23 protein-coding genes are annotated in these 22933 nt (G+C 40.0%); 12 read left to right on the top strand and 11 right to left on the bottom strand.

The genetic code is table 11. The features are described 5' to 3' along the window. Nucleotides 1-26: 26 nt before the first annotated feature. Complete coding sequence (locus MTF64_RS18935; protein WP_004587535.1) at nucleotides 27-299, bottom strand: oxidative damage protection protein; 273 nt, start codon at nucleotides 297-299, stop codon at nucleotides 27-29. A 33-nt stretch (nucleotides 300-332) separates the two neighbouring features. Beyond that, nucleotides 333-1394, bottom strand: coding sequence for an A/G-specific adenine glycosylase (gene mutY, locus MTF64_RS18930; protein ID WP_248452329.1), 1062 nt, complete (start codon nucleotides 1392-1394; stop codon nucleotides 333-335). 161 nt (nucleotides 1395-1555) lie between these two features. Between mutY and trmB the strand changes: the two genes are divergently transcribed. The 4 genes from trmB (at nucleotide 1556) to arcA (ending at nucleotide 6317) form a co-directional block, all read left to right on the top strand. After that, entirely contained in the window at nucleotides 1556-2281 is a 726-nt protein-coding gene (gene trmB, locus MTF64_RS18925) for a tRNA (guanosine(46)-N7)-methyltransferase TrmB (RefSeq protein ID WP_024031613.1), read from the top strand. Nucleotides 2282-2325: 44 nt separating this feature from the next. Beyond that, entirely contained in the window at nucleotides 2326-3351 is a 1026-nt protein-coding gene (locus MTF64_RS18920; RefSeq protein ID WP_054983843.1) for a methyltransferase, read from the top strand. 154 nt (nucleotides 3352-3505) lie between these two features. Then, nucleotides 3506-5110, top strand: a complete 1605-nt coding sequence (locus MTF64_RS18915; protein WP_029772454.1) for a HAMP domain-containing sensor histidine kinase — start codon at nucleotides 3506-3508, stop codon at nucleotides 5108-5110. A 490-nt stretch (nucleotides 5111-5600) separates the two neighbouring features. Beyond that, complete coding sequence (arcA, locus tag MTF64_RS18910) at nucleotides 5601-6317, top strand: two-component system response regulator ArcA (protein WP_004587530.1); 717 nt, start codon at nucleotides 5601-5603, stop codon at nucleotides 6315-6317. Nucleotides 6318-6331: 14 nt separating this feature from the next. Here arcA and arcB read toward each other — a convergent pair whose 3' ends face one another. Next, entirely contained in the window at nucleotides 6332-8650 is a 2319-nt protein-coding gene (arcB, locus tag MTF64_RS18905; RefSeq protein WP_029772453.1) for an aerobic respiration two-component sensor histidine kinase ArcB, read from the bottom strand. 226 nt (nucleotides 8651-8876) lie between these two features. Here arcB and folE2 point away from each other — a divergent pair, with 226 nt between their 5' ends. The 4 genes from folE2 to ampE all read left to right on the top strand — a co-directional run bounded on the left by folE2 (nucleotide 8877) and on the right by ampE (nucleotide 12280). Continuing rightward, nucleotides 8877-9797 (top strand): GTP cyclohydrolase FolE2, encoded by a 921-nt coding sequence (gene folE2 / locus MTF64_RS18900; RefSeq protein WP_248452328.1) that lies wholly within the window; start codon nucleotides 8877-8879, stop codon nucleotides 9795-9797. Between the two features lie 114 nt (nucleotides 9798-9911). After that, nucleotides 9912-10508 (top strand): DUF2726 domain-containing protein, encoded by a 597-nt coding sequence (locus tag MTF64_RS18895; protein ID WP_024031608.1) that lies wholly within the window; start codon nucleotides 9912-9914, stop codon nucleotides 10506-10508. Nucleotides 10509-10627: 119 nt separating this feature from the next. After that, the gene (mtnN, locus tag MTF64_RS18890) at nucleotides 10628-11335 is read left to right on the top strand and encodes a 5'-methylthioadenosine/S-adenosylhomocysteine nucleosidase (protein ID WP_004587526.1); all 708 of its coding nucleotides are present in this window, start codon (nucleotides 10628-10630) and stop codon (nucleotides 11333-11335) included. After that, nucleotides 11336-12280, top strand: a complete 945-nt coding sequence (gene ampE / locus MTF64_RS18885; RefSeq protein WP_096740107.1) for a regulatory signaling modulator protein AmpE — start codon at nucleotides 11336-11338, stop codon at nucleotides 12278-12280. A 70-nt stretch (nucleotides 12281-12350) separates the two neighbouring features. Here the strand turns inward: ampE and tyrS are convergent, their stop codons facing one another. After that, nucleotides 12351-13550: a tyrosine--tRNA ligase gene (gene tyrS, locus MTF64_RS18880; protein ID WP_096740108.1), complete on the bottom strand. Its 1200-nt coding sequence runs from the start codon at nucleotides 13548-13550 to the stop codon at nucleotides 12351-12353. A 379-nt stretch (nucleotides 13551-13929) separates the two neighbouring features. Here tyrS and MTF64_RS18875 point away from each other — a divergent pair, with 379 nt between their 5' ends. Then, nucleotides 13930-15243: a peptidoglycan DD-metalloendopeptidase family protein gene (locus tag MTF64_RS18875; RefSeq protein ID WP_004587523.1), complete on the top strand. Its 1314-nt coding sequence runs from the start codon at nucleotides 13930-13932 to the stop codon at nucleotides 15241-15243. A gap of 92 nt (nucleotides 15244-15335) precedes the next feature. Here MTF64_RS18875 and MTF64_RS18870 read toward each other — a convergent pair whose 3' ends face one another. From MTF64_RS18870 to MTF64_RS18850, 5 genes are all read right to left on the bottom strand, one after another. Next, nucleotides 15336-15512 carry a hypothetical protein gene (locus MTF64_RS18870; RefSeq protein WP_004587522.1) on the bottom strand — a complete coding sequence of 59 codons (177 nt, stop codon included), beginning with the start codon at nucleotides 15510-15512 and terminating at the stop codon, nucleotides 15336-15338. A gap of 13 nt (nucleotides 15513-15525) precedes the next feature. Further along, a complete protein-coding gene (locus MTF64_RS18865; RefSeq protein WP_004587521.1) occupies nucleotides 15526-16497 on the bottom strand; it encodes an aldo/keto reductase in 972 nt (323 codons plus the stop codon). Nucleotides 16498-16635: 138 nt separating this feature from the next. Then, nucleotides 16636-17766: a sodium ion-translocating decarboxylase subunit beta gene (locus tag MTF64_RS18860; RefSeq protein WP_004587520.1), complete on the bottom strand. Its 1131-nt coding sequence runs from the start codon at nucleotides 17764-17766 to the stop codon at nucleotides 16636-16638. A gap of 11 nt (nucleotides 17767-17777) precedes the next feature. Beyond that, on the bottom strand, nucleotides 17778-19556 hold the full coding sequence (oadA, locus tag MTF64_RS18855) for a sodium-extruding oxaloacetate decarboxylase subunit alpha (protein WP_248452326.1): 1779 nt from the start codon (nucleotides 19554-19556) through the stop codon (nucleotides 17778-17780). A gap of 9 nt (nucleotides 19557-19565) precedes the next feature. Beyond that, nucleotides 19566-19811 (bottom strand): OadG family transporter subunit, encoded by a 246-nt coding sequence (locus MTF64_RS18850; protein WP_024031602.1) that lies wholly within the window; start codon nucleotides 19809-19811, stop codon nucleotides 19566-19568. A 528-nt stretch (nucleotides 19812-20339) separates the two neighbouring features. On the opposite strand from MTF64_RS18850, the gene MTF64_RS18845 reads away from it, so the two are divergent. From MTF64_RS18845 to MTF64_RS18835, 3 genes are all read left to right on the top strand, one after another. After that, nucleotides 20340-20513, top strand: a complete 174-nt coding sequence (locus tag MTF64_RS18845; RefSeq protein WP_002961939.1) for a DUF1328 family protein — start codon at nucleotides 20340-20342, stop codon at nucleotides 20511-20513. A 52-nt stretch (nucleotides 20514-20565) separates the two neighbouring features. Continuing rightward, nucleotides 20566-20757 (top strand): hypothetical protein, encoded by a 192-nt coding sequence (locus tag MTF64_RS18840; RefSeq protein ID WP_248452325.1) that lies wholly within the window; start codon nucleotides 20566-20568, stop codon nucleotides 20755-20757. 156 nt (nucleotides 20758-20913) lie between these two features. Further along, nucleotides 20914-21381 (top strand): YcxB family protein, encoded by a 468-nt coding sequence (locus MTF64_RS18835; protein ID WP_004587516.1) that lies wholly within the window; start codon nucleotides 20914-20916, stop codon nucleotides 21379-21381. 50 nt (nucleotides 21382-21431) lie between these two features. On the opposite strand, the gene csrA is transcribed toward MTF64_RS18835, so the two are convergent. Both csrA and MTF64_RS18825 read right to left on the bottom strand, forming a co-directional pair. After that, on the bottom strand, nucleotides 21432-21623 hold the full coding sequence (gene csrA, locus MTF64_RS18830) for a carbon storage regulator CsrA (protein WP_004587515.1): 192 nt from the start codon (nucleotides 21621-21623) through the stop codon (nucleotides 21432-21434). An 89-nt stretch (nucleotides 21624-21712) separates the two neighbouring features. Beyond that, a complete protein-coding gene (locus MTF64_RS18825; RefSeq protein WP_054983851.1) occupies nucleotides 21713-22930 on the bottom strand; it encodes an aspartate kinase in 1218 nt (405 codons plus the stop codon). Between the last annotated feature and the right edge of the window lie 3 nt (nucleotides 22931-22933).

Below are 22933 nucleotides of genomic sequence, written 5' to 3'. Positions count from 1 at the left end.
TATAGCCCTTTTTTTATGCCTAAAAATTACTTTTCAGGAGGTCGATAACCTTCAATTTCCACGTCTTTGTCTTCAAACAAAAAGCCAACCATTTGCTCTTCTAAAAACGTACGGTGCTCTGGGTCCATCATATTTAAATGCTTTTCGTTAATTAGCATAGTTTGCTTATGCTGCCACTGGCCCCATGCTTCTTTAGAAATATTATTAAAAATTTTCTCGCCTAGTTCACCAGGGTATAACTGAAATCCAAGCCCTTCGGCTTCTTTTTGTAACTTTTGACAAAATACTGTACGTGCCATAATTGACTCTCTTAAGCGCTAAATGCTAATAGTTTAACCTATTGGGCTCATTTGTTTAACCAACTTTTTAGTCGGTGCGGCTAAACCCACCTCTATAGATTGATCGAGTGGGTACCACACAAGTTGTTTATCGTTTACTACATCCGGTACGTTATTAATATTAAGCACATGTGGATTTATTGTCAGCTCAAAATGCGAAAACACATGAGTAAAAGGCGTTAGCTCTTCCAGCTCAGTTTTTAAGCCTTGCTGATTTAAAAATAACACCATTTCGCTGTATTCGCTAAACTCAAAAAAGCCAAACAGACCGCCCCAAATACCGCTACTTGGGCGTTTTTCCATTAAAACCTTCTCGTCATGCTGAATAATTAATTGGTGACAACTCTTTTTAGGAACCGCTTTTTTAGGTTTAGAGTGAGGAAACTCTTTTACTTTACCGGTATTAAACGCACCGCAATCGCTATTAAGTGGGCACGCTTGGCAGTCAAAGCGACTGCGAGAGCAAAGGCTGGCGCCCAAGTCCATCATGGCTTGGTTAAACTCAGTCACATTGTTTTTAGGGGTTAACTGGGAAGACAAGTGCCAAAGTTGGTTTTCTACTTTTTTTACCCCATACCACCCTTCAACCATAAAATAACGGGCAAGCACTCGCTTAACATTACCATCTAAAATAGGGTGGTGCTGGCCAAGCGACAGCGATAATACCGCACCTGCGGTAGAGCGCCCTATTCCGGGTAAATCCATGACTTCTTCAAGTGTAGTAGGAAATTTACCTTGGTATTTATCTCGCACTATTTTGGCCGTTTTATGTAAGTTACGTGCCCGTGCGTAGTAACCTAAGCCAGTCCAATGATGCAGCACCAAATCTTCATCTGCATTTGCTAAAGCAATGATATCTGGGAAGCTTGCCATAAACTTTTCAAAGTATGGAATAACCGTAACAACTTGCGTTTGCTGTAACATTACTTCTGACACCCACACTTTATACGGTGTTTTACCTAGTTGCCAAGGCAATGTTTTACGCCCATGAAGGTGATACCACTGAACTACTTGGTTAGCAAATTTGTCTGACTGCTGTTTATTTAAATCCAACATATACTACTTTTACTCATGCTCAATAGCGGCTCAGTCTATTGCAGTTAATAAAAAGATCAAGCTATGAAGGCGCTATAACACGCTAATACTTGTGATTAGCTGCGTGGTCAGGGATAATACGCAACCATTTTTAAACACATTGTTTTTGTCAGGCCAATAATATGAGTGAATCAAGTAACAACAACCTTGAGCAAGCTAAGCAAGAAGGTAAGTATATCCGCACAATTCGCAGTTTTGTAAAACGCGAAGGCCGCTTAACTAAAGGCCAAGCTGCCGCAATTGAAAAATGCTGGCCAACTATGGGGCTTGAGCATAAAAACGGCCTACTCGACTTAGCTCAAGTATTTGGCAATAACAATGATGTAGTATTAGAAATTGGTTTTGGTATGGGCAAGTCATTAGTTGAAATGGCAAAAAATGCTCCGCACCTAAACTTTATTGGTATTGAAGTACATCGCCCAGGCGTTGGCGCATGTTTAATGGATGCAGATGAAGCCGGTGTTACTAATTTACGTGTATTTGAACACGATGCGGTAGAAGTGCTCGCTGACTGCCTTGCAGATGAAAGCTTAACAACGCTGCAATTATTCTTCCCTGATCCATGGCATAAAAAGCGTCATCATAAACGCCGTATAGTGCAAACAGAATTTGCTGAAAAACTGCGTACAAAATTAAAAATTGGCGGTGTTTTTCATATGGCTACTGACTGGGAAAACTACGCCGAGCACATGCTAGAAGTTATGCAAGCAGCGCCAGGCTATAAAAATCAGTCATCTACCAACGACTACGTACCTCGCCCTGATTCGCGCCCACTAACTAAGTTTGAACAGCGCGGCCACCGTTTAGGTCACGGCGTATGGGACTTAATGTTTGAGCGCACAAAATAATTACACTAATTTACTAATCAATAATTTGTAAGGCAAAGCCATTTATGAGCGTATTAACCAACCCAAGTTTACTGTTACTTCGTAATAGCGAAGAACTAGTGGGAAAATCTATCTTGGTGGTCAACTTTGTTCAAGATGGCTTTTTAGCAGAGCTAAAGCAGCTAAATCCTCAAAGTGCCATCACCGCATTTAGTTATAACCATGCTAATGGGGAATTTGCTAAAAAAATAAATGGCATAAACGTGTGTGTTAACCATGAAATGGCCGCCAACGACTACGATTTAGTCATTCTTTACTACCCAAAATCAAAGCCTGAAGTATTAATGGCACTTGATAATATTCGCGCCGTTATTAACGAAAAAGCACAGCTACTTGTGGTAGGCGAAAATAAAAGTGGCGTTAAATCGATAGAAAAACAGCTCGCGGGCAAAGCGCAGTACAGTAATAAAATTGACTCTGCTAAGCATTGTATTTTGTTCTCATTTGAGCAACTAGAGAACAACCCAACCTTTGAGATTAGCCGCTACCATAAAACGTTTAGAGTAAATGTAGCAGGAGTAGAGTTTGATGCTATCAGTGTTCCGGGTGTATTTAACCACGGCGCTTTAGATGCTGGCACAAAAATGCTACTAGAAAATGCCCCGACCACTAAACAAGGTAATGTACTGGATTTTGGCTGTGGTGCGGGCTTAATAGCCACTTTTTTAGGTATTAAAAACCCAGCACTGACTTTTACTTGCAGCGATGTGAGCGCACTTGCAACTTATGCTACTGAGCAAACATTAAAGCTTAATAATATTAAAGGCGGCACTATTTTAAGTGATGGCTTAAAAAGTATTAGCGGCAAGTTTGATTTAATAGTTAGTAACCCGCCTTTTCATACTGGCATAGCGACCGACTACACAATTGCTGAAGCATTTTTATCAAATGCTAAGCAGCACTTAACCAAGGTAGGAAAGCTAAGCATAGTGGCTAATAGCTTTTTAAAATACCCGCCAATTTTAGAGGCGCAGTTTGGTAGCTTCCACACTGTGTACAAAAATAACAAATTTGCCGTTTACAGTAGCTAACTAATTATACTTAATTAGGCTAAGTGTAATTAATACTTAGCCTAACTTTCGAATAAATATCAGAATTAATTTCACTATTTCCCTTCACTTTCTATGGTTTTTGCTAAACTAAGGTTCTAAATATAAATATTCATGCTTAGGCGATGCAGCAATAATGCCAAAAAAAGTACATCAAAAAAGTATTCGAAAAGCGCTGATCAACACCATCATGCTTATCACTGCTATTTGTTTAACTTTATCGGTTTCAATTTCCACTTATATGAGTGTAAAAGAACAAAAGGAACTGATCATAAACAAGCTCGTGATCCTTTCCGATATTGTTGCTTTTGATGCCGCTGATTCATTGGTAAAAGACGACAGAAAAACAGAAGAAAAACGCCTTAAGTCGTTTGATAAAATTCCCCTTGTTAAAAACATTCATATTTACGCAATAGAGAAAACATCGAGTAAACCTGTATTTTTTATTAGCTTTAATGCTAAAAAAACCCCACCTGTTCCGCTGCGCGTAGACAGCATTAAAGAGCTTAACGAGCCAAGAGCGACCAACAACTACATTGAGCTAATAACACCTGTGCTTAATAACGAGCAGGTGGTGGGTTACGTTTACATGCGTGGTAGTTTAGAAAGCCTAGATGAATTTATAAAACAAAAAATTATTATAGATATTTTCCTTACCCTGTTTATTTTGTTTTTTGTGTACTTTATAGCGATAAAAACACAAAAAAGTATCGCTAACCCTATTGAACACTTAAGTGTATTGCTACAAGACGTATCAAAAAATCATAACTATGACGTACGCGCACCAAGCACCAGCGTAAAAGAGGTTACAGCCTTATCAAACAGCTTAAATATCATGCTTACTCGCACCCGTAAGCAAATAGAACGTCATGAAAAAGACAAACTAGAGATTAAACAACTCAACCAAAGCTTAGAAGAAAAGGTAAGCCAAAGAACAATAGCCCTGCGTGAAGCAAACCAAGAGCTGCTTTCTACCCTTGAGCGAATGCACCAATACCAAGAACAAATAGTAGAAAACGAAAAAATGGCATCTTTAGGGCAAATGGTAGCCGGCGTAGCCCATGAGGTTAACACCCCAATTGGCCTAGGTATTACTGGCTCAACCTTGCTGCGCGATAAACTTGCCGATATTCAGCTTAGTTTTGATAATAAGTCTCTAACTTCTAACCAATTAAAACGCTTTATTGACGAAGGTATCGAAAACCTTGATTTAATTTATAGAAACCTAAATCGTGCGGCCGACCTTATCTCTAACTTTAAAAAGGTAGCTGTAATTCAAGATGACGGGATTAAAACCCATGTAAACATCCATAGGTTAATATCTGATGTGTTAATGTCGATTCAATCAGAGTTAATAAAGTCAAAGCCTAACGTAGTGATTAATTGTCCGAGTGATTTAACCATTGAGAGTAAATCTGAGCCATTACAACAAATTTTCCAACAGCTTATTTTAAACTCTGCCATTCATGGTTTTAGCAATAGCGAAAATAACGAAATTAAGTTTGATATAGAAATAACAGGCCCACAAATAAAAATAATCTACACAGATAACGGCCAAGGCGTTGATAAAAATGTCAAAAACAGGATATTTGACCCATTTGTAACCTCTAAGCGAGGCCAAGGGGCAAGTGGTTTAGGCATGCACTTAGTGTACAACTTAGTAACCCAAGCACTAGGTGGGCATATACTGTATGACCTAGATGCAAAACCCGGCGTACGCTTTGTTATTACAATTCCATAAAAAGTGTTTAAAAAAAGAGTATTTATTTACGCTTTTTACTTGAATTACCATTTAATGACCTTATAGAGAGAGCATGTGATATTTCATGTTTAATTATTTAACTTGATCTAATAATTAAGCGATACAATTTCTGAACTTTATTGCTTTTGCAGTATCACATACATTGATGAAAGGTTATAAAATGATATAATTCCGTTTTGAATTTGCGCGATTATTTTTAGTACCTTTAAGCGATTGGTGGATGTATCAATTATTAAAGGAAATGGCTTCGTTTTCATAATTCAAAAAGCTGCATCCGTTATATATCATTAAACAGTAGTTTTTGCACAATGCCTTTTGGTTAGTTTGGAACACCCCTACTGTTTTATTTTTATCCAACTTGTTTTTTCTTGTTAACATTTGGGTATAATCCTATAATCTCTAGTAATCGAATTATTTAGTTAAGATTCGATTTTTTGTAAATAAAATATTCCAAAAAGGTTAATTAATAATGCAAACGCCAGTCATTCTAATCGTAGAGGATGAAGACGTAACTCGACTAAACCTCGTGAGTTTATTTGAAGCTGAAGGTTACAAAGTTATTGAAGCCATTGATGGCGATGATATGCATGACAAGCTTACAAATAATGATGACGTCAATCTTGTAGTTATGGACATCAACCTACCGGGTAAAAACGGGCTAATTTTAGCACGTGAATTACGCCAAAAACGTAAAGTCGGTTTAATCTTTTTAACCGGCCGTGATAACGATGTAGACCGTATTTTAGGTTTAGAAATTGGTGCTGATGATTACATCACTAAACCTTTTAACCCTCGTGAATTGACTATACGCGCTCGCAACTTAATTACCCGTACAGCGCTAGGCGGCGAAGAGTCAGTGCTAGAAACCAACGGTGTAATTACATTTAATGGTTGGGAACTTGACGAAAACAGCCGTTGTTTAACGTCACCAAATGGTGATGCTAAGCGTTTACCTAAAGGTGAATACAGAGCGCTGCGTTTAATGCTTGATTCTCCAGGGCGTATTTTTAGCCGTGAGCAACTTATTAAGCATATGACTGGCCGTGAGCTTCGCGCTAATGACCGTACAGTAGATGTAACGATTCGTCGTATTCGTAAGCACTTCGAAAGTGATAATTCTACTTCTGAGCTAATCAGCACCATCCATGGTGAAGGTTACCGCTTTATTGGTAAAATCGACGCTTAATTAGAGTAAACCGCTTACTCTAATAATTGTAAAAACGAATGAAGGGCAATTTGTCCTTCATTTATTTTATCTGCCAATATATCTAACCATTCTTTTAGTACTTCATCTGATTCATCAAGCGCACCGTGTTCCATCTTTTTAGCATGTAACTGTACGTCGTTTAATCCTACAGAGCCCGCAGCACCTTTAAGCTTATGCGCCACCGATTTGTACTCTTCCCTGTCGCTTTCATTTAACGCGCTTTGCAGCTCTTGCTGATATTGCGGGTTTAGTTTTTCAAATAAACCACTGCTGCGCTTAAATACTTCAAGCCCCATAGAGTTTACAAAGTCTTCAATGGTTTCAACATCAAGCACACCTGCATTAATACCCTCAAGCGCTTCTTTACTTACCGTTAGCAGCGGTTTGTCTGATTCACTTTGTTGAATATCAAATAAATCAGCCAGCATTTTATCAAGCTTTATTGTATTAATGGGTTTAGCAAGCGCCCCTTGCACCGAAATGCCTTCTAAGTCTTCTTCGGCGCTACGTACATTCGCTGTAAGCGCAACGATAGGTAATTTATCAAAATGGCTATCGGCACGTATTTGTCTTGCCACCTCATCACCATTTATATCGGGCAGTTGCATATCAAGTAGTACTAAATCTAGCTCGTCTTCGGTTTCTACAAACGAGAGTGCATCTTCACCCGTTTCGGCCCAAATTACTTCATGGCCGCGCTGCTCTAACAGGTTAGTTGCAATTTCGGCATTTAATGGTACATCCTCTACAAGTAAAATATATAAACCTCTACCGGCATAGCTTTGTTCGGTAGGCGCTACACATAAGCTAAGCGGTATGTGTACTGTAAAGCAGCTGCCTTCACCTTCTGTACTGGTTACCGAAATAGTGCCTTTCATTGCACTGACCAACGCTTTGGTTACGGCTAAACCAATGCCTGAGCCAATCGCGTTTTTACCGCTTAAATCTGGGGCTTTGTAGTACATATCAAATATGCGCGAGAGTTGATCCTCTGGGATCCCCTGCCCTGTGTCTGATATTTTAAGTTCAAGCCACGGCCCGTCGTTACGCTCTTCTCGGCTACATGTGAGTTTTACCTCGCCATGCTGGGTAAACTTAACGGCATTATTAATTAAGTTCCATACCACTTGGCGTAAACGCGTTGGGTCTAGGAGTGCGTAAACATCTAATGTGCCATTTCGCTCAATTGAAAATTCAAGCTCTTTTTGTTCAGCAATTAAGCCGGCAAAGTTCACTACATCGTTAATAAAGTCTGAAACGTTAATAGAGTCGGTTGCTATATCTAACTGCTCTCGGTCTATTTTATCTAAATCTATAATATCGTTAAAAATATTACCTAAGGTTTCAGCGCTCGAAAACACCGTATTACACCAACTGCGTTGCTGTTTATTAAGCTCTGTATCAAGTAGCATTCGGGTTAAGCCTACAATGCCATTTAATGGCGTGCGCAGCTCATGGCTAAGCGTTGCTATAAACTTACCTTTATCCTTATAGGCTGTTTCAAGCGCTTGTGCTGCTTCTTTACGGCTGGTTATATCACGCCCAAATGCAAGCAAACCTATGTAATCACCTTGATCGTTTATAAACGGTAATTTACGCAGCTCAAACCAACGATTTTCGCCATTAACCATATATTCAACATCAATTGTCAGCGCTTGATGCGTTTGCTCTACTTGTTTATCGGTTCTGAGTACTTCTGCTAAAAAGTAGCTTGGGAAAATCTGCTCCACTGTTTTACCAATTAGTTCAGCGCTGGTTTTGCCCATAACCTCTTCAAACATCTTATTACAGCCGGCAAACACGCCGTTGTTATCTCGGTAATAAAATAAATCGGGGGAAGAGTCGACAATAGAGCGAAGGAGCATGCCTTGCTGAGCAAGTTCTTGTTGTGTTTTTTTACGCTCTGCTATTTCGCGGCGAAGCTCTTCAATGGCGCGATGCTTGGCATGAAAAGCCATTTTTCGCTCATCTATTTCAATGTTGAGGCGGTTGATATTATCTTTTAATGTTTGGTTTAACAGCTTTTCTTGTTTTGTGGCGCTGTCTAAATAAGCGTATGAGGCATCTAATTGTCTAATCGAGTTGAGTAAAATACTGATCATAAACGGAGATACAACCGCGGTAAAAAATACCACCGCTAAAATATCAACTAAATTAACCTCACCCAGTGCCACATAATAAAACATACTCGACAATATAAGCGACACGCCTAATAAAAGCGCGTAGCACATTGCCGCGGTTTTTAACTCACCAAAGCGAGTTATTAAACTAGAAAGTACTCGAGCCCAAGGGCTCAAAGAAGAATCGGTCATAGGTCAGTGTATCTCGTTACTAGGCATAAATAAAAAGTGCCTATTAATAGTCAAACGCATTTTGCAGCAGATTTTAGCATTTTTCTATTAGCTATATTCATGTTGTGCGACAAAAACAGAAAATTTTCATGTTTACTTTTGCCTACTTGTTAAACTCATCATTTCAGCAATAAATTATTTAGTGTAAAATGCTGCGCTTTATTATGACCAATAACGAGTAGCGCACATGCAAACCAACATGCCCGATATAGCTGATACGGCTCCCGCCTTACAAACAGGTAAGTTAGACTGGGTTGGTATGGGCGAAATAGAACTGCCATTTATTTTTGAATCGAAAGATTTAGCACCCGTTACCGTTAACGCAAAAGCGCGTGCCTTTGTTAATTTGCATAAAGAAGACGCTAAAGGCATTCATATGTCGCGTTTATTTTTAGCGCTTGATTTACTCTCAACAGAGCAACAAGTTAACCCACAAACTTTAGCTCAAGCACTCGATACCTTTATCACCAGCCACGAAGGATTAAGTGACAAAGCCCAAATAGAGTTTAAATTTGAGTTACCGCTGCGTCGTAAATCGTTATTAAGCGGTAAAGCAGGTTGGAAAAGCTACCCAATTACCCTAACCAGCACTATTGAAAATAGCGTAATTAGCTACGAGCTAAGCGTTGATGTTACTTATTCATCAACCTGTCCATGCTCTGCAGCACTTGCTCGCCAGCTTATTCAGAATGCTTTTAGCGAAAAGTTTAACCAAGAAACACTTAATCAAAAAGACGTTTTAGCATGGCTAGGTACAACGCAGGGTATTGTGGCAACGCCTCACTCACAGCGTTCAATTGCAAACGTTAAAGTAAAGCTAGACAACACAATTAGTGAATTTGACGTAGTAAATTTAATTGATACATTAGAAGCTGAGCTAAAAACCCCGGTACAAGCGGCAGTAAAACGTGAAGATGAGCAAGAATTTGCCCGCCTTAACGGTCAAAATTTAATGTTTTGTGAAGATGCTGCACGTAAAATTAAAGCGGTTCTTGAAAACGATAACTTTAGTGATTACTGGCTGCAAATTAATCATTACGAATCACTCCATGCGCATGATGCAGTCGCTATTGCCGTTAAAGGAATTGAGGGCGGTTTCAAAGCCTAACAGCCCTGCTGCATCAATAATAAATACATACGGTAATTAGCCATAACAACCAATTTTTAGGCACGTAAATTGCTTTACTTGAGCAGTGTCAATTTGTTGTTATGGAGTTACCGTATGGAATTCGCTTTATTATCAATTTTAGTATTAGTGGTTGGGGCCTCTGTGGTTGCGTCAAAATTTAGTGATGATGGCGGCAATCCCTATCCTTTTACCCGCAAACAAACCGTGTTTACACAGGTTGAGGGTGCATTTTTAAATCTTTTAGAGCGTGCGGTAGGCGATCAATACAAAATTGTGAGCCGCGTCAAACTCATCGATGTAATCGACTGCAAGCAAGGCCTCTCTGCTAAATCAAAACGTGCAGCTTTAGCTAAAGCTAAAAATAAGCAACTCGATTTTGTGCTGGTAGATAAAGAAAAAATGACGATAGTGGCTGCGGTCGATTTAGTTAACAACGCCAATAAAGATGGCCACAAAGCCCAGCGCGACTGGTTTGTAAACGGCGCTTTAGAATCTGCTGGCATTCCACATATTCGTATGAAAGTAAAATCAGGCTACCGCCCTTCTGAGGTGCGCGATGCAATTATGTTTAAATTAGGCAAACCTGCAGCGGTGCAATCGGCTCGTCCAACACGTAATCGTGTAAGTAAACCTGCGGTATTGTCACCTTCTCAGGCTAAAGCGCAAACCACTGCGTTAGCCGAAATTTAAAATAGAATTAAATACTCTCCTAAAAGTATTTAAAGCGAGCCGTAAAACAGCTCGCTTTTTTGTTTTTTATTGCTAACTTCACGTATAATCTACGTATTCAAACTCAGGAATCAAACACTATGAATGTTGGTATTATTGGCGCAATGGAGCCAGAAGTTAAAATTTTACGTGAAGCAATGCAAAACCCACAAGTGCTAACAAAAGCAGGGTTTACCTTTTACACAGGCGAATTAGCAGGTAATACAGTAACACTTGTGCAATCGGGTATTGGTAAAGTGGCCTCAACGATTGCAACCACGTTATTAATTGATAACTTTAATCCTGACTGTGTTATCAACACAGGTTCTGCCGGTGGCTTTGATCCCTCTTTAAGTGTTGGCGATGTTGTTATCTCTTCAGAAGTTCGCCATCACGATGTAGATGTAACCGCTTTTGGCTACGAAATTGGCCAAGTTCCACAAATGCCAGCAGGCTTTGCCGCACACCCAAAACTAGTTGAAGCTGCCGAGCAAACCATTGCGCAAATTAGCGAAGTAAAAACCTTAGTAGGCTTAATTTGTACGGGTGATTCATTTATGTGTGATCCAGTGCGAATTGATAAAGCACGCAGCGACTTTCCTACAATGCTTGCAGTAGAAATGGAAGGCGCATCTATTGCACAAACGTGTTTTGCGCTTAATACGCCATTTGTGGTTATTCGCTCTATGTCTGACATTGCCGGTAAAGAGTCGCCGCAATCGTTTGAAGAATACTTAGAGACTGCATCAATCAACTCATCAAAAATGGTTGTTGCACTATTGGAAAAACTAACAAAAGTTACGCTGTAAATGCTAAGCAATATTGTTCAAAACCATTTGGACTTTATTGCCTTTTTTGTGGCGCTCATTGCTGAGCGCTTTTTCCCGTTAAAAAGCTGGTATCACCCTAATACAGTATTAACCGCTATATTTAGTGCTATAGGAAAACGAGTTTATAAACCAAGTGAGCCTAAAAGTTACCTTTATTTAGCCTCCACTCTTGCCTGTACGCTAGTTTTAAGCGTTATTCTTATTATTATTGTGTTACTGCTTGAATTTGCCTTTTATCCTGAGCTGCTCGCGGGCCTCATTTTATATTTGTGCCTAGAAAGCAAAGCGATTGAAAAAAAAGCCCTGCGTGTTGCAAAGTTAGTAAAACAAAACCAAAAATCTACCGCGCGTGAACTCGTAAAGCCACTGCTTGCCCGAGAGGTCAATAAGCTCTCAGCGCCAGGTATTATTAAAGCCTTAATTGAAAGCTTAATTTTACGAACTGCCCGTAATTACTTTACCGTTATATTTATATTTTTATTACTTGGGCCAATTGCCACTTTAGCGTATCGGCTACTGACTTTAATGCAGCATGCTTGGCGCGCCGATATATCACCTAATAGCCACTTTTTAAAACCGCTTAAAATACTTTTGTTTATAATCGAATTTATCCCCGTACGCTTACTTGCATTAACCATTGCCGCAAGCAAAGCCAGTAAACAAAGTATGCATTACATAAAGCACTATGGCAGACACTTTTATCAAACAAATACAGGGTGGATTTTAAGTGTGTGCTCCGCCTCTATTGGCGTACAGCTAGGCGGCCCTGCGGTTTATTTTGGTAAGCGTTTTAATAAAATGCGTATTGGAACCGAGCGACTCCCAAAAGCCGAAGACGTACCCGTGATTATAAATAGATTAAATCAAGCGCGTGCATTTTGGCTGTTAGTTATTATCAGTATTGAGATATTAAAGCTGATTTAGTGGTTTTTTAGCAGCCAAAATACGCGCACAAAAAAACCAGCCTAAGCTGGTTTTTTAGTTTTAACTGCGCTTACGCTACAGTAATGTTGGCAAACTTACGCTTACCTACTTGGTAAATAGCGGTCGTGCCTTTTACTACTTCAAGTTTTGTATCAGTGATTTTATCTTCACCGTTAAGTTTTACTGCACCTTGCTTAATCATGCGCATTGCTTCAGAAGTACTGGCTACTAAATTAGCTTCTTTAAGTAAGTTAGCAATTAAAATACCTTCTTCTGCAATGGTAATTGTCAGCTCAGGGATTTCATCAGGTAGCGCTTTTTTCTGAAAACGTTTGATAAAGTCATCGTGTGCGGCTTGCGCAGCTTCTTCACTGTGAAAACGTGCAATTAACTCTTTCGCCAGCTCAATCTTAATATCACGCGGGTTAGTGCCCTGCTCTACGCGTTGTTTTTGCGCTGCAATTTCTTCGATTGATAAGCTGCTTAGTAAGTCGTAATAGCGCCACATAAGTACGTCGCTAATCGACATTACTTTACCAAACATATCGTTTGGCGCATCAGTAATACCAATGTAATTACCAAGCGACTTAGACATTTTTTGAACGCCGTCAGTACCTTCAAGTAATGGCATCATTAATACTGTTTGAGGCTTTTGGCCTTCTACTTTTTGAAGCTCGCGGCCCATTAAAAGGTTAAAGCGCTGATCAGTACCACCAAGCTCTACGTCTGACTCAAGTGCAACCGAATCCCAGCCTTGTACGAGTGGGTATAAAAATTCGTGAATTGCAATGGGTTGTCCGTTGCCGTAACGCTTTTTAAAGTCGTCACGCTCTAGCATACGCGCTACAGTTTGATTAGCTGCAAGTTTGATCATACCTGCTGCGCCCAGGTTTTCCATCCACGAAGAATTAAACGCAACGGTGGTTTTAGCTGGGTCTAAAATCTTAAAAACTTGCTCTTTATAAGTCTCAGCATTGGCAAGTACATCTTCACGGGTCAGTGGTTTACGTGTTACATTTTTGCCTGTTGGATCGCCAATCATGCCGGTAAAGTCACCAATTAAGAAAATAACCTCATGACCTAAATCTTGAAAGGTTTTCATTTTATTAATTAGTACAGTGTGACCTAAATGTAAGTCTGGCGCGGTAGGATCGAAACCGGCTTTAATTTTTAACTTTTTGCCCGACTTTAGTTTTTCAACTAATTCGTCTTCAATTAATATCTCTTCTGCACCGCGTTTTATCTCTGCTAGAGCGGTTTGTAAATCCACTGTGTATTACTCCAAAATTCTGCCAACGAAGGGGCAACTAGATGACTTGCTACATAAGGGTTTAAAACAGATTTAAACCAAAAGCACTTATGTTGCTAACATAACAAATTTCTACCTAATTAAAACAATTTTTTATGCGAATAATGCAACTAAACTCAATAAGCTTAGTCTCACTGTGTTAGGCAATTAGAAATGGTGTTTAAACGCCGATTTTAGCGTACTTTAGAATCAGTTTAAATCGATAAACTTAAACAACTATAAATTGTCATTTTACTAACATTTGCGGGGCTTTTAGCTTTATTTACTAGTATTCGTACCTTATTACGTATATCCTGCATTAATATATATTTTATTTTCACGACAGCAGAAAAGGCACGTTATGGTTCACGTGGTTAACACGCTTCCCAAAAAACACAAATTGCTTATTCTAGGTTTGGTTTCTGCTATTGTTGGCTTAGCCTTTCTTCCTTCAGAAAAAGCGACTGCATCCAAAGACAATAGTGCAAATGCACTAGAAATTGGTAAGCGTTACGAGTTACAAGTTAAAGTTGAAGACAACGAAAAATTAACTGAATTAAATTCGCCAGAAGCAGCAGAAAAGCTGCCAGAATACGACTTAGTCGATCATCAAGTTAAAAACGGCGATAATTTAGCAATTATCTTCAAGCGTGCTGGCTTTTCAGCGCAAACGCTTCACAAGCTAATTAACACCAATGCTGAAACACGCAAACTAACTAAAATTCACCCAGGTGAAATACTTAGTTTTGCAACAGCAGAAAACGGTGATTTAGCTCAGCTTCGTTATGTTATTTCAAAAACAGATACTTTGTTTGTTACCTTAAATGACGAAGGTAATTACGACACATCAATAGATAGCAAAGAAATAGAAACACTGAGCAAAACAGCCGGTGGCGAAATTTCTAGCAGCTTTTGGACCTCAGCGATTGCTGCAGGCTTAAGCGAGCGCCAAATAATGAACTTTGCTGATATATTTGGTTGGGATGTGGATTTTGCCAACGATATTCGTAAGGGCGATCAGTTTGGGCTAATTTACGAGTCGCATTATGTTGATGGCGAGTTTATTGGCACTGGTAAAATTATTGCTGCAGAATTTATAAACCAAGGCCAGCGTTATGCGGCTATTCGCCATACCGACGGCAGCTTTTATACGCCTGAAGGGCGCAGCATGAAAAAAGCATTTTTACGTGCGCCGGTAAACTTTAAATATATTAGCTCGAGCTTTAACCCACGTCGCTTACATCCGGTAACAGGGCAAGTAAGAGCGCACCGTGGTATTGATTACGCAGCACGTACAGGCACTCCGGTTGTAGCCTCGGGTAACGGTAAAGTAATTAAAGCAGGTTACAGTAAGTACAATGGTAACTACGTATTTATAAGCCATGGCACACAGTACGTAACTAAGTACTTACACCTTAACAAAAAGCTTGTTAAAACAGGCCAAAAGGTTAAACAAGGTGACAAAATTGGTACCGTGGGTTCTACCGGCCGTGTAACAGGCGCGCACCTACACTACGAATTTTTAGTAAATGGTGTACACCGTAATCCTAAAACCGTTAAGTTACCTAAGTCTGAGCCATTACCACGCTCTGAACTTGCTAAGTTTAAACCTATTGCCGAAAACTTTATTGCACAGCTTGAACGCAATCGCGAATTACAGCTAGCACTTAAGTAACGTATAAGTTATAGATACTAAAAAAGCCTTTGTAGGGTTAACCTACAAAGGCTTTTTTGTGTTTTTTATTAATTTATTAGTTTATTAGTTCATTAATTCATTAATACATAAATTAGCTGTACGACTAAAGAAACCATAACCAGCGGCCAAATATATTTGCTGTATTTGGTTGCGCCATCCAACCCCATTTTTCCTTGGTACTTTTCAAGCAAAGGTATCAGCACTGCAAGAGCGACAAACAAGCAAATTAAAATAACAAATATATTCATTCCTAAACCTTAATTATGGTAATTCATGGCCTTTGGCACTTACATACAATGCATACCAATGTTCGCGACTTAACGTAACATTTAGCGCACCGCATGACGCTGCAATACGCTCAACGTTCGTTGTGCCAATAATTGGCTGTATTAATGCAGGGTGGCGTAATAACCAAGCTAAAACAATTGCCTCAGGCGTTGTATCGTAAAGTGCAGCAAGCTTATTTACGAGTATGCTGGTATTTATATCGGCTTGCGATGCATTTGTTAAATCGCCCCCTGTGTATAGCCCTTGGCATAAACTCCCCCAGCTTTGTATTTGAATATCAAAGTGGCGGCAATACTCAACACTGCCCGGTGTAAAGTTAAGATCTTTTCCATCTGCATTACCTGCATAAACACCTTCATCAACAAATTGATGTTTTTGTAAACTTGCTTCAATTTGATTAGCAACAATAGGCATATCTAAGGCATGTTGTAAAAAGTTCATTTGGTGCTGCTGCATGTTTGATACGGCAAAATTACGTACTTTGCCGCTTTCTTGTAGGCAGCTAAATACTTGTGCAATTTCTTCTACTTCCATTAGCGGATCAGGGCGATGAAGCATAAGCACATCAAGATAATCGGTGTTTAAACGTTTAAGTGAACCTTCAACTGACTCTTCAATCCACTTGGCCGAAAAGTCGTAACGCTTGGGGCCTTTATCATCTTCAAAGCGTATACCGCATTTAGATTGAATATACATGTGCTCGCGCAGCTCTGGTCGCTCAGCTAGTGCTTGGCCAAATACCTGCTCGGCTTTGCCAAAGGTATAAATATCGGCGTGATCAAAAAAGTTAATGCCGCCAGCTATGGCTGCATCAATACACTCGTGAGTTTGCTTTAAGTGAGCCTTAGTAATGGCGTCTTTATTCCAACCACCGCCTAGGCCCATACAGCCAAAAACGAGTCTACTAACATGAGGTAAATATTTTGCCAAAGGGGTGTGAAGCATGATGACTATCCTTATTAGTGTGCATAGCCCTCACTGTAAACAAAAACACGTCTGCAAACAAACTTTAATACGTGCAGTTTTATAGGCATAAAAAAAGCGCAGTAAACTGCGCTAATCGGTTGGATTAAATCCTAAATACTAGCCAACAAGCGCCAGTAATATACCTGCGGCTACGGCACTTCCTAGCACCCCAGCTACGTTTGGCCCCATAGCATGCATAAGTAAAAAGTTATGTGGGTTATTCTCAAGCCCAACTTTATTAACTACACGCGCCGCCATCGGTACTGCCGATACACCCGCAGCACCAATTAAAGGGTTAATAGGTGTTTTAGAAAGCTTGTTAAGGCCTTTTGCCATAAACACACCCGATGCTGTACCAATAGCAAATGCCAGCGCACCGAGCACCAAAATACCAATGGTTTCTACAGTTAAAAACTGATCAGCCGCTAGTTTAGAGCCTACTGCCAAACCTAAAAATATCGTGGTTATATTAATAATTTCGTTTTGGGCACTGTTACTAAGCCTATCTACAACACCAGACTCACGCATTAAATTACCTAAACAGAACATGCCTACTAAGGGAATAGCCGCTGGTAAAAACATAGCGGTTAAGCTCAGTACCATTAAAGGAAATACTATTTTCTCTTTTTTAGATACTTTGCGCAGCTCTGGCATTTTAATAGCACGCTCATCAGGTGTAGTTAATGCGCGCATAATTGGCGGCTGAATAATTGGCACTAACGCCATGTAAGAATAAGCAGCAACCGCAATGGCACCTAGTAAATCAGGGGCAAGCTTAGATGCTAAAAATATGGCTGTAGGGCCATCGGCACCACCAATAATGGCAATGGCTGAGGCATCTTGTAAGCTAAATTCAAAGCCAGGTACATAGTTTAATAAAATTGCCCCAAACAAGGTGGCAAAAATACCAAACTGCGCGGCTGCACCCAGTAATAACATACGCGGGTTGGCAATAAGCGCACTAAAATCGGTTAGCGCCCCTACTCCCATAAAAATTAATAAAGGGAAGATCCCCGTATCAATACCTACGTAATACACGTAATAAAGCAAACCACCTGGGTCAGAAAGCCCAGCAACCGGAATATTAGTCAGTATTGCGCCAAAGCCAATAGGCAGCAGTAATAGGGGTTCAAAGTTTTTAGCAATGGCTAAAAACAACAACAAACACCCTACCGCAATCATTATTAAGCCAGGAAACGTAAAGTTAGCAATGCCGGTAGCATGCCAAAGATTTAAAAGACCTTCCATTAAAGCTACTCCTACGCCATCGCTATAATTGCATCGCCCGTTGTCACAGCATCACCTTCAGACACTAAGACCTCAGCCACAGTACCTGAGTGCATTGCACGAACCTCGGTTTCCATTTTCATCGCTTCCATAATAACAACCACATCGCCTTCGTTTACGGCTTGGCCTGCTTTTACTTTTACTTTAAAAATATTACCTGCCAGTGGCGCATTCAGTGTTTCACCTGATGCAACCGATGCTGATTGTGGTAAGTGCTCTGAATCTTTTAGCGTTACCTCTTTAAGCTCGCCACCTTGCGCAACCACTACATCGTAAACTTTACCGTCAACTTTAACGCTGTATTGCTCAGCGCTAACACCTTTGTTATTTGCAGGTTTTGCTGCAGGCTTAGCGTTTGCATCATCAGCACTTGGCACTGCTTCAAAGGCATCTGGGTTGTTGCGATTTTTAATAAATTTAAGGCCAACCTGTGGGAATAATGCATAGGTAAGCACATCATCTATTTGCTCATCAGCAAGTGTTAAACCTTGTTCTTGCGCTTCTTTTTGCAGCTCTGCTTCAAGCGATGCAAGCTCTGGGGCTATATTATCTGCAGGGCGACACGTAATAACCTCGCTGCCATCAAGCACTCGCTCTTGCAGCTCTTTGTTCATAGGTGCAGGTGTTAAACCATACTCGCCTTTTAAAACACCGGCGGTTTCTTTGGTAATTGTTTTATAACGCTCACCCGTAAGCACATTTAGTACTGCTTGTGTGCCTACAATTTGCGATGTTGGAGTAACTAGCGGAATAAAACCTAAATCTTCACGCACGCGTGGGATCTCAAGTAATACTTCATTTAGCTTATCTGCTGCGCCTTGCTCTTTCAGTTGGTTTTCCATGTTGGTTAACATGCCACCAGGTACTTGCGCGAGTAAAATACGGCCATCAACACCTTTAAGGCTCCCCTCAAAGGCGGCGTACTTTTTACGTACATCTCTAAAATAAGCCGCTATTTCTTCTAGCTGGTTTAAATCTAATTCGGTATCGCGGGGCGTTCCTTCAACAATCGCTACAATGGTTTCTGTAGCTGAATGACCGTAAGTCATACTCATTGAAGAAATAGCGGTATCAAGCATATCAATGCCTGCATCAATGGCTTTTTGATATGTAGCAGTACTTAAACCTGTGGTTGCATGGCACTGCATAGCAATAGGGATAGAAACGGTTTCTTTTAGCCCTTTAATAAGTTGCTCTGCATCGTATGGTTTTAATAAGCCAGCCATATCTTTAATACAAATAGAGTGACAACCTAAATCCTCTAGCTGTTTCGCAAGGGTTAACCACATATCAAGGGTATGCACTGGGCTTACAGTATAAGAAATAGTGCCTTGCGCGTGTGCTCCTACTTTTACAGCCGCTTTAATTGCCGTTTCTAAGTTACGTACATCGTTCATGGCGTCAAAAATACGAAATACATCTACACCATTTTTGTGGGCACGCTCTACAAACTTTTCTACCACGTCATCGGCATAGTGGCGGTAACCCAATAAATTTTGCCCGCGCAATAGCATTTGTTGTTTAGTATTAGGCATTGCTTTTTTAAGGGCACGAATACGCTCCCACGGATCTTCACCTAAATAACGAATACACGAATCAAACGTAGCGCCGCCCCACGACTCAATAGACCAATAACCGGCATCATCAAGTTTGTTAGCAATAGGGAGCATGTCATCTAAGCGCATACGGGTTGCAAGTAAAGACTGATGAGCATCGCGTAAAACAAGTTCTGTTAATTTTAATTTAGCCATGTGTGCCTCTTATTTATTATTTGATTTGTACTGAGCAATGGCAGCACTAATAGCAGCGATGTGCTCGTTTGGCACACCTTGAGATTTTAAAGATGGTGATTTAACCGGTATTGCAACTTCAGCCTCGTCAAAACGAGCAACCAAGTTAGACATGAGTGACACAGCACCAATCAATATTGAAAGAAATACAAACACGCCCACCATGCCCGTCAGCATCAAGCTACCTGCGGTTGTGAGTACAGCTCCTATATCCATTTTTCTCCCCCTGCACTATATAGCGATATAAAAAACCGCTTTATTTAAATAATTATTCACCGAATGATAACAAAACTTTTAACTTTGTCCACCACCTGTCAATTGGTAAAACCAATTAAAATTAAACTAACATACAGTCACAATAGTTAACATAGCTAATACTGGGTTAAATTGGCTTAGATATAGATGATAAAAATAACCGTTATAGGCAAAGGTTATATGGTTAAACCCAAAACAACTTAAAAACCATAAAAAATAGTAAGTTAAACGGCAGGTAAAAAATCAGTTTGGGCTAAAATGTAAATTGGTCTTACCAAGACTAGTAAAGCAGCGCGCAAAAAATATTTATTTTTTTACTCTCTTTACAATAGTGTGAATAAGTTACATCGTTAAACGTAAAACTTACCAATCCTAGATTTACAACCTTCGCTCAAAAAACCATAACATATTGAAAATTAATAAAATTAAACTCTGGCACGCAACTGGCATTATTACTTTCGAACGAATTTGATAACCAAGGAGAAAACAATGTTACGCTGGACAATTACATTTTTAGTTATTGCTTTAATCGCTGCAGTGTTAGGTTTTGGTGGTATCGCAGGTGCCGCAGCTGGTATAGCAAAAATTATATTCTTTATCTTTTTAGTACTTTTAGTGATTTCTTTAGTTTCAGGTGCGCTGCGCGGTAAATCGCCCAGGTAGCTACTAACATACTTAAAACACTAAACAATCAACATATACAAGGAATTACATTATGAACACAACAACTTTAAAAGCAGCACTAATCGCCGTATTTGCAGGTTTCTTTATGATGGGTTGTGAAGACAACCACGCAGAAGAAGCAGGTGAGCGTATTGATGAAGCAGTAACTGACGTGCAAAACTCTGTTGAAGATGCATGTGAAAATGTTAAAGAAGGCGTTAACGCAGAAGAAACTAACTGTTAATCTGTTTGGTAACGTAAAAAACGGCTTTTAATAAGCCGTTTTTTTGTGCGCTAACAAAAAGCGGCTTCTAACTCTTATAATGCATAGCCTACATTAACGGGTGTGATTTTTACGCTAGCTTGTTAAAATAGCGAAAACTATTACTTATTAGCAATTATGGCACTGACCACCACATACACACTCGATAAACCCTACTACTACGAATGCTTTGACGAGTCCCACTCTTATAGTAAAGCAGCCAAGCCAAAGTATTTTTTGCTGGCATTACTGGTGTGCTTAGGTTTAATTAGTATTTACGCTATGGACGATCATTACCTAGGTACATTTTTAATAATGCTAGGTGTATTAGAATGCGTTGCCTTTTATTACCGCAGGCCTTGGTGGGTTACGCGCCAAATGTTTAGTCGTGCTTCGGGCTCAACGGTTACTCTTTCGTTTACCGATGACGCTATTAGCACCGAAAACCACTATAAAAGCCATACATTTAAGTGGGCAGAAATAACCCATATTATTAAAACTAACCACGGCTACTTAGTGCACCATAATAAAGGTATGCAATATATTTCTAGCAGTGTATTAACCGATGAAATGCGCGATTTTATAAACAAAAAAGCCACTCAGTGAGTGGCTTTTGGTATAGCTAAGTGCATTACTCAGCTAAGTATACGTGTTGATTAAGCATTGCCCGGATTAGGGTTAGACTTTTCAGCTTGTATACGCATGTAAATCTCTTCACGATGCACTGAAACGTCTTTAGGTGCGTTAACACCAATTCGAACTTGATTTCCTTTAACACCTAATACAGTAACAGTTACTTCGTCACCAATCATTAGGGTTTCACCTACTCTACGAGTTAGTATTAGCATTCTCTTGCTCCCATGTTCCAATAAATTATAAGATTCCGCTTGACCATTTTAATGAAAAATTGATTGAAAAGTAAGTAAAAACTCCCAAACTATCCATTTTCTGTTAAAAATTCTGAGTGTAACGCTCTTACTGCTAGTTCTAAATACTTCTCGTCGATTAAAACCGATACCTTGATTTCAGACGTCGATACTAAAACTATGTGTATGCCTTCTTGCGCCAATGCATCAAAAAATTGATGCGCTACACCACTGTGAGACTTCATTCCTATGCCAACAGCCGACACTTTTGCAACTGTTGTATCACTAGAAATGCTATCAGCCTGCAGATTTACCTGTTGTTGAGTTAGTAAATCGTGTGCTTGCAAATAGTCATTTGAATGCACAGTAAAAGCATAGTCTATTTTTTCAAAGTTATGATTAACTTGACTAATCATATCTATTTCGATGCCATTTTCTGCAAAAAGTTTCAAAATTTTTGTAAGAGAATGAACACAGTATGGTACGCCATGTACCTTTATCAAGCATTCGTCACGATTAAACGCAATCCCCGACACAACCTTTGTTGGCATATCGCTCTCCTCAAAACTTATTAGCGTTCCTTCATCGGGCTCAAAACTCGAAAGTACCCTTAGCGGCATTTTATGATTACCAGCCGACTCAACAGCACGAATATGCAATACTTTTGCGCCTAAGCTTGCCAGCTCTAGCATTTCGGCAAACGTTACATGGCGCATTCGCTGTGCGTTTGGTTCTACACGAGGATCAGTAGTGTATACGCCATCAACGTCGGTATAGATCTGACATTCATCGGCTTTTATTGCCGCGGCTATCTCTACCGCAGAGGTATCGGTGCCGCCACGTCCAAGGGTTGTAATATTGCCCTCTACATCGCGCCCCTGAAAACCGGCAATAATCGCAATCCGATTATGCTCAAGCTCATGCTTTAAACGCGTCGCAGCAACCTCTTCAATACGGGCTTTACCAAACATGTTATCGGTTTGAATATTAACCTGATCGGCTAGTAGGCTTACAGCCGAATGGCCACGTTTTATAATAGCCATAGCAAGGAGCGAAACAGAAACCTGTTCTCCAGTGCTAATAAGTACGTCTAATTCTCGGCTACTCGGGCGAGTATCTATTTGCTTGGCGAGGTTAATTAAGCGGTTGGTTTCTCCCGACATGGCCGAAAGAACCACAACCACTTGATGACCTTGCTGCTTAGTTTTAACAACAAGGTCGGCGACCGCTTCTATTCGCTCAATAGAGCCAACCGAAGTGCCGCCAAACTTTTGGACAATAAGTGCCACGTA

This window comes from Pseudoalteromonas sp. 2CM41L (assembly GCF_023161905.1).
GTDB classification, from domain to species: Bacteria; Pseudomonadota; Gammaproteobacteria; order Enterobacterales; family Alteromonadaceae; genus Pseudoalteromonas; species Pseudoalteromonas atlantica.
The sequence above is the reverse complement of the archived record's forward strand: the minus strand, read 5'-3'. Positions and strand labels throughout refer to the sequence as shown.

What these genes read in the sequence shown, in the direction of transcription:
- MTF64_RS18935 (WP_004587535.1), bottom strand. Translation starts at nt 299, where the DNA reads ATGGCACGTACAGTATTTTGTCAAAAGTTACAAAAAGAAGCCGAAGGG.
- mutY (WP_248452329.1), bottom strand. Translation starts at nt 1,394, where the DNA reads ATGTTGGATTTAAATAAACAGCAGTCAGACAAATTTGCTAACCAAGTA.
- trmB (WP_024031613.1), top strand. Translation starts at nt 1,556, where the DNA reads ATGAGTGAATCAAGTAACAACAACCTTGAGCAAGCTAAGCAAGAAGGT.
- MTF64_RS18920 (WP_054983843.1), top strand. Translation starts at nt 2,326, where the DNA reads ATGAGCGTATTAACCAACCCAAGTTTACTGTTACTTCGTAATAGCGAA.
- MTF64_RS18915 (WP_029772454.1), top strand. Translation starts at nt 3,506, where the DNA reads ATGCCAAAAAAAGTACATCAAAAAAGTATTCGAAAAGCGCTGATCAAC.
- arcA (WP_004587530.1), top strand. Translation starts at nt 5,601, where the DNA reads ATGCAAACGCCAGTCATTCTAATCGTAGAGGATGAAGACGTAACTCGA.
- arcB (WP_029772453.1), bottom strand. Translation starts at nt 8,650, where the DNA reads ATGACCGATTCTTCTTTGAGCCCTTGGGCTCGAGTACTTTCTAGTTTA.
- folE2 (WP_248452328.1), top strand. Translation starts at nt 8,877, where the DNA reads ATGCAAACCAACATGCCCGATATAGCTGATACGGCTCCCGCCTTACAA.
- MTF64_RS18895 (WP_024031608.1), top strand. Translation starts at nt 9,912, where the DNA reads ATGGAATTCGCTTTATTATCAATTTTAGTATTAGTGGTTGGGGCCTCT.
- mtnN (WP_004587526.1), top strand. Translation starts at nt 10,628, where the DNA reads ATGAATGTTGGTATTATTGGCGCAATGGAGCCAGAAGTTAAAATTTTA.
- ampE (WP_096740107.1), top strand. Translation starts at nt 11,336, where the DNA reads ATGCTAAGCAATATTGTTCAAAACCATTTGGACTTTATTGCCTTTTTT.
- MTF64_RS18875 (WP_004587523.1), top strand. Translation starts at nt 13,930, where the DNA reads ATGGTTCACGTGGTTAACACGCTTCCCAAAAAACACAAATTGCTTATT.
- MTF64_RS18870 (WP_004587522.1), bottom strand. Translation starts at nt 15,512, where the DNA reads ATGAATATATTTGTTATTTTAATTTGCTTGTTTGTCGCTCTTGCAGTG.
- MTF64_RS18865 (WP_004587521.1), bottom strand. Translation starts at nt 16,497, where the DNA reads ATGCTTCACACCCCTTTGGCAAAATATTTACCTCATGTTAGTAGACTC.
- MTF64_RS18860 (WP_004587520.1), bottom strand. Translation starts at nt 17,766, where the DNA reads ATGGAAGGTCTTTTAAATCTTTGGCATGCTACCGGCATTGCTAACTTT.
- oadA (WP_248452326.1), bottom strand. Translation starts at nt 19,556, where the DNA reads ATGGCTAAATTAAAATTAACAGAACTTGTTTTACGCGATGCTCATCAG.
- MTF64_RS18850 (WP_024031602.1), bottom strand. Translation starts at nt 19,811, where the DNA reads ATGGATATAGGAGCTGTACTCACAACCGCAGGTAGCTTGATGCTGACG.
- MTF64_RS18845 (WP_002961939.1), top strand. Translation starts at nt 20,340, where the DNA reads ATGTTACGCTGGACAATTACATTTTTAGTTATTGCTTTAATCGCTGCA.
- MTF64_RS18840 (WP_248452325.1), top strand. Translation starts at nt 20,566, where the DNA reads ATGAACACAACAACTTTAAAAGCAGCACTAATCGCCGTATTTGCAGGT.
- MTF64_RS18835 (WP_004587516.1), top strand. Translation starts at nt 20,914, where the DNA reads ATGGCACTGACCACCACATACACACTCGATAAACCCTACTACTACGAA.
- csrA (WP_004587515.1), bottom strand. Translation starts at nt 21,623, where the DNA reads ATGCTAATACTAACTCGTAGAGTAGGTGAAACCCTAATGATTGGTGAC.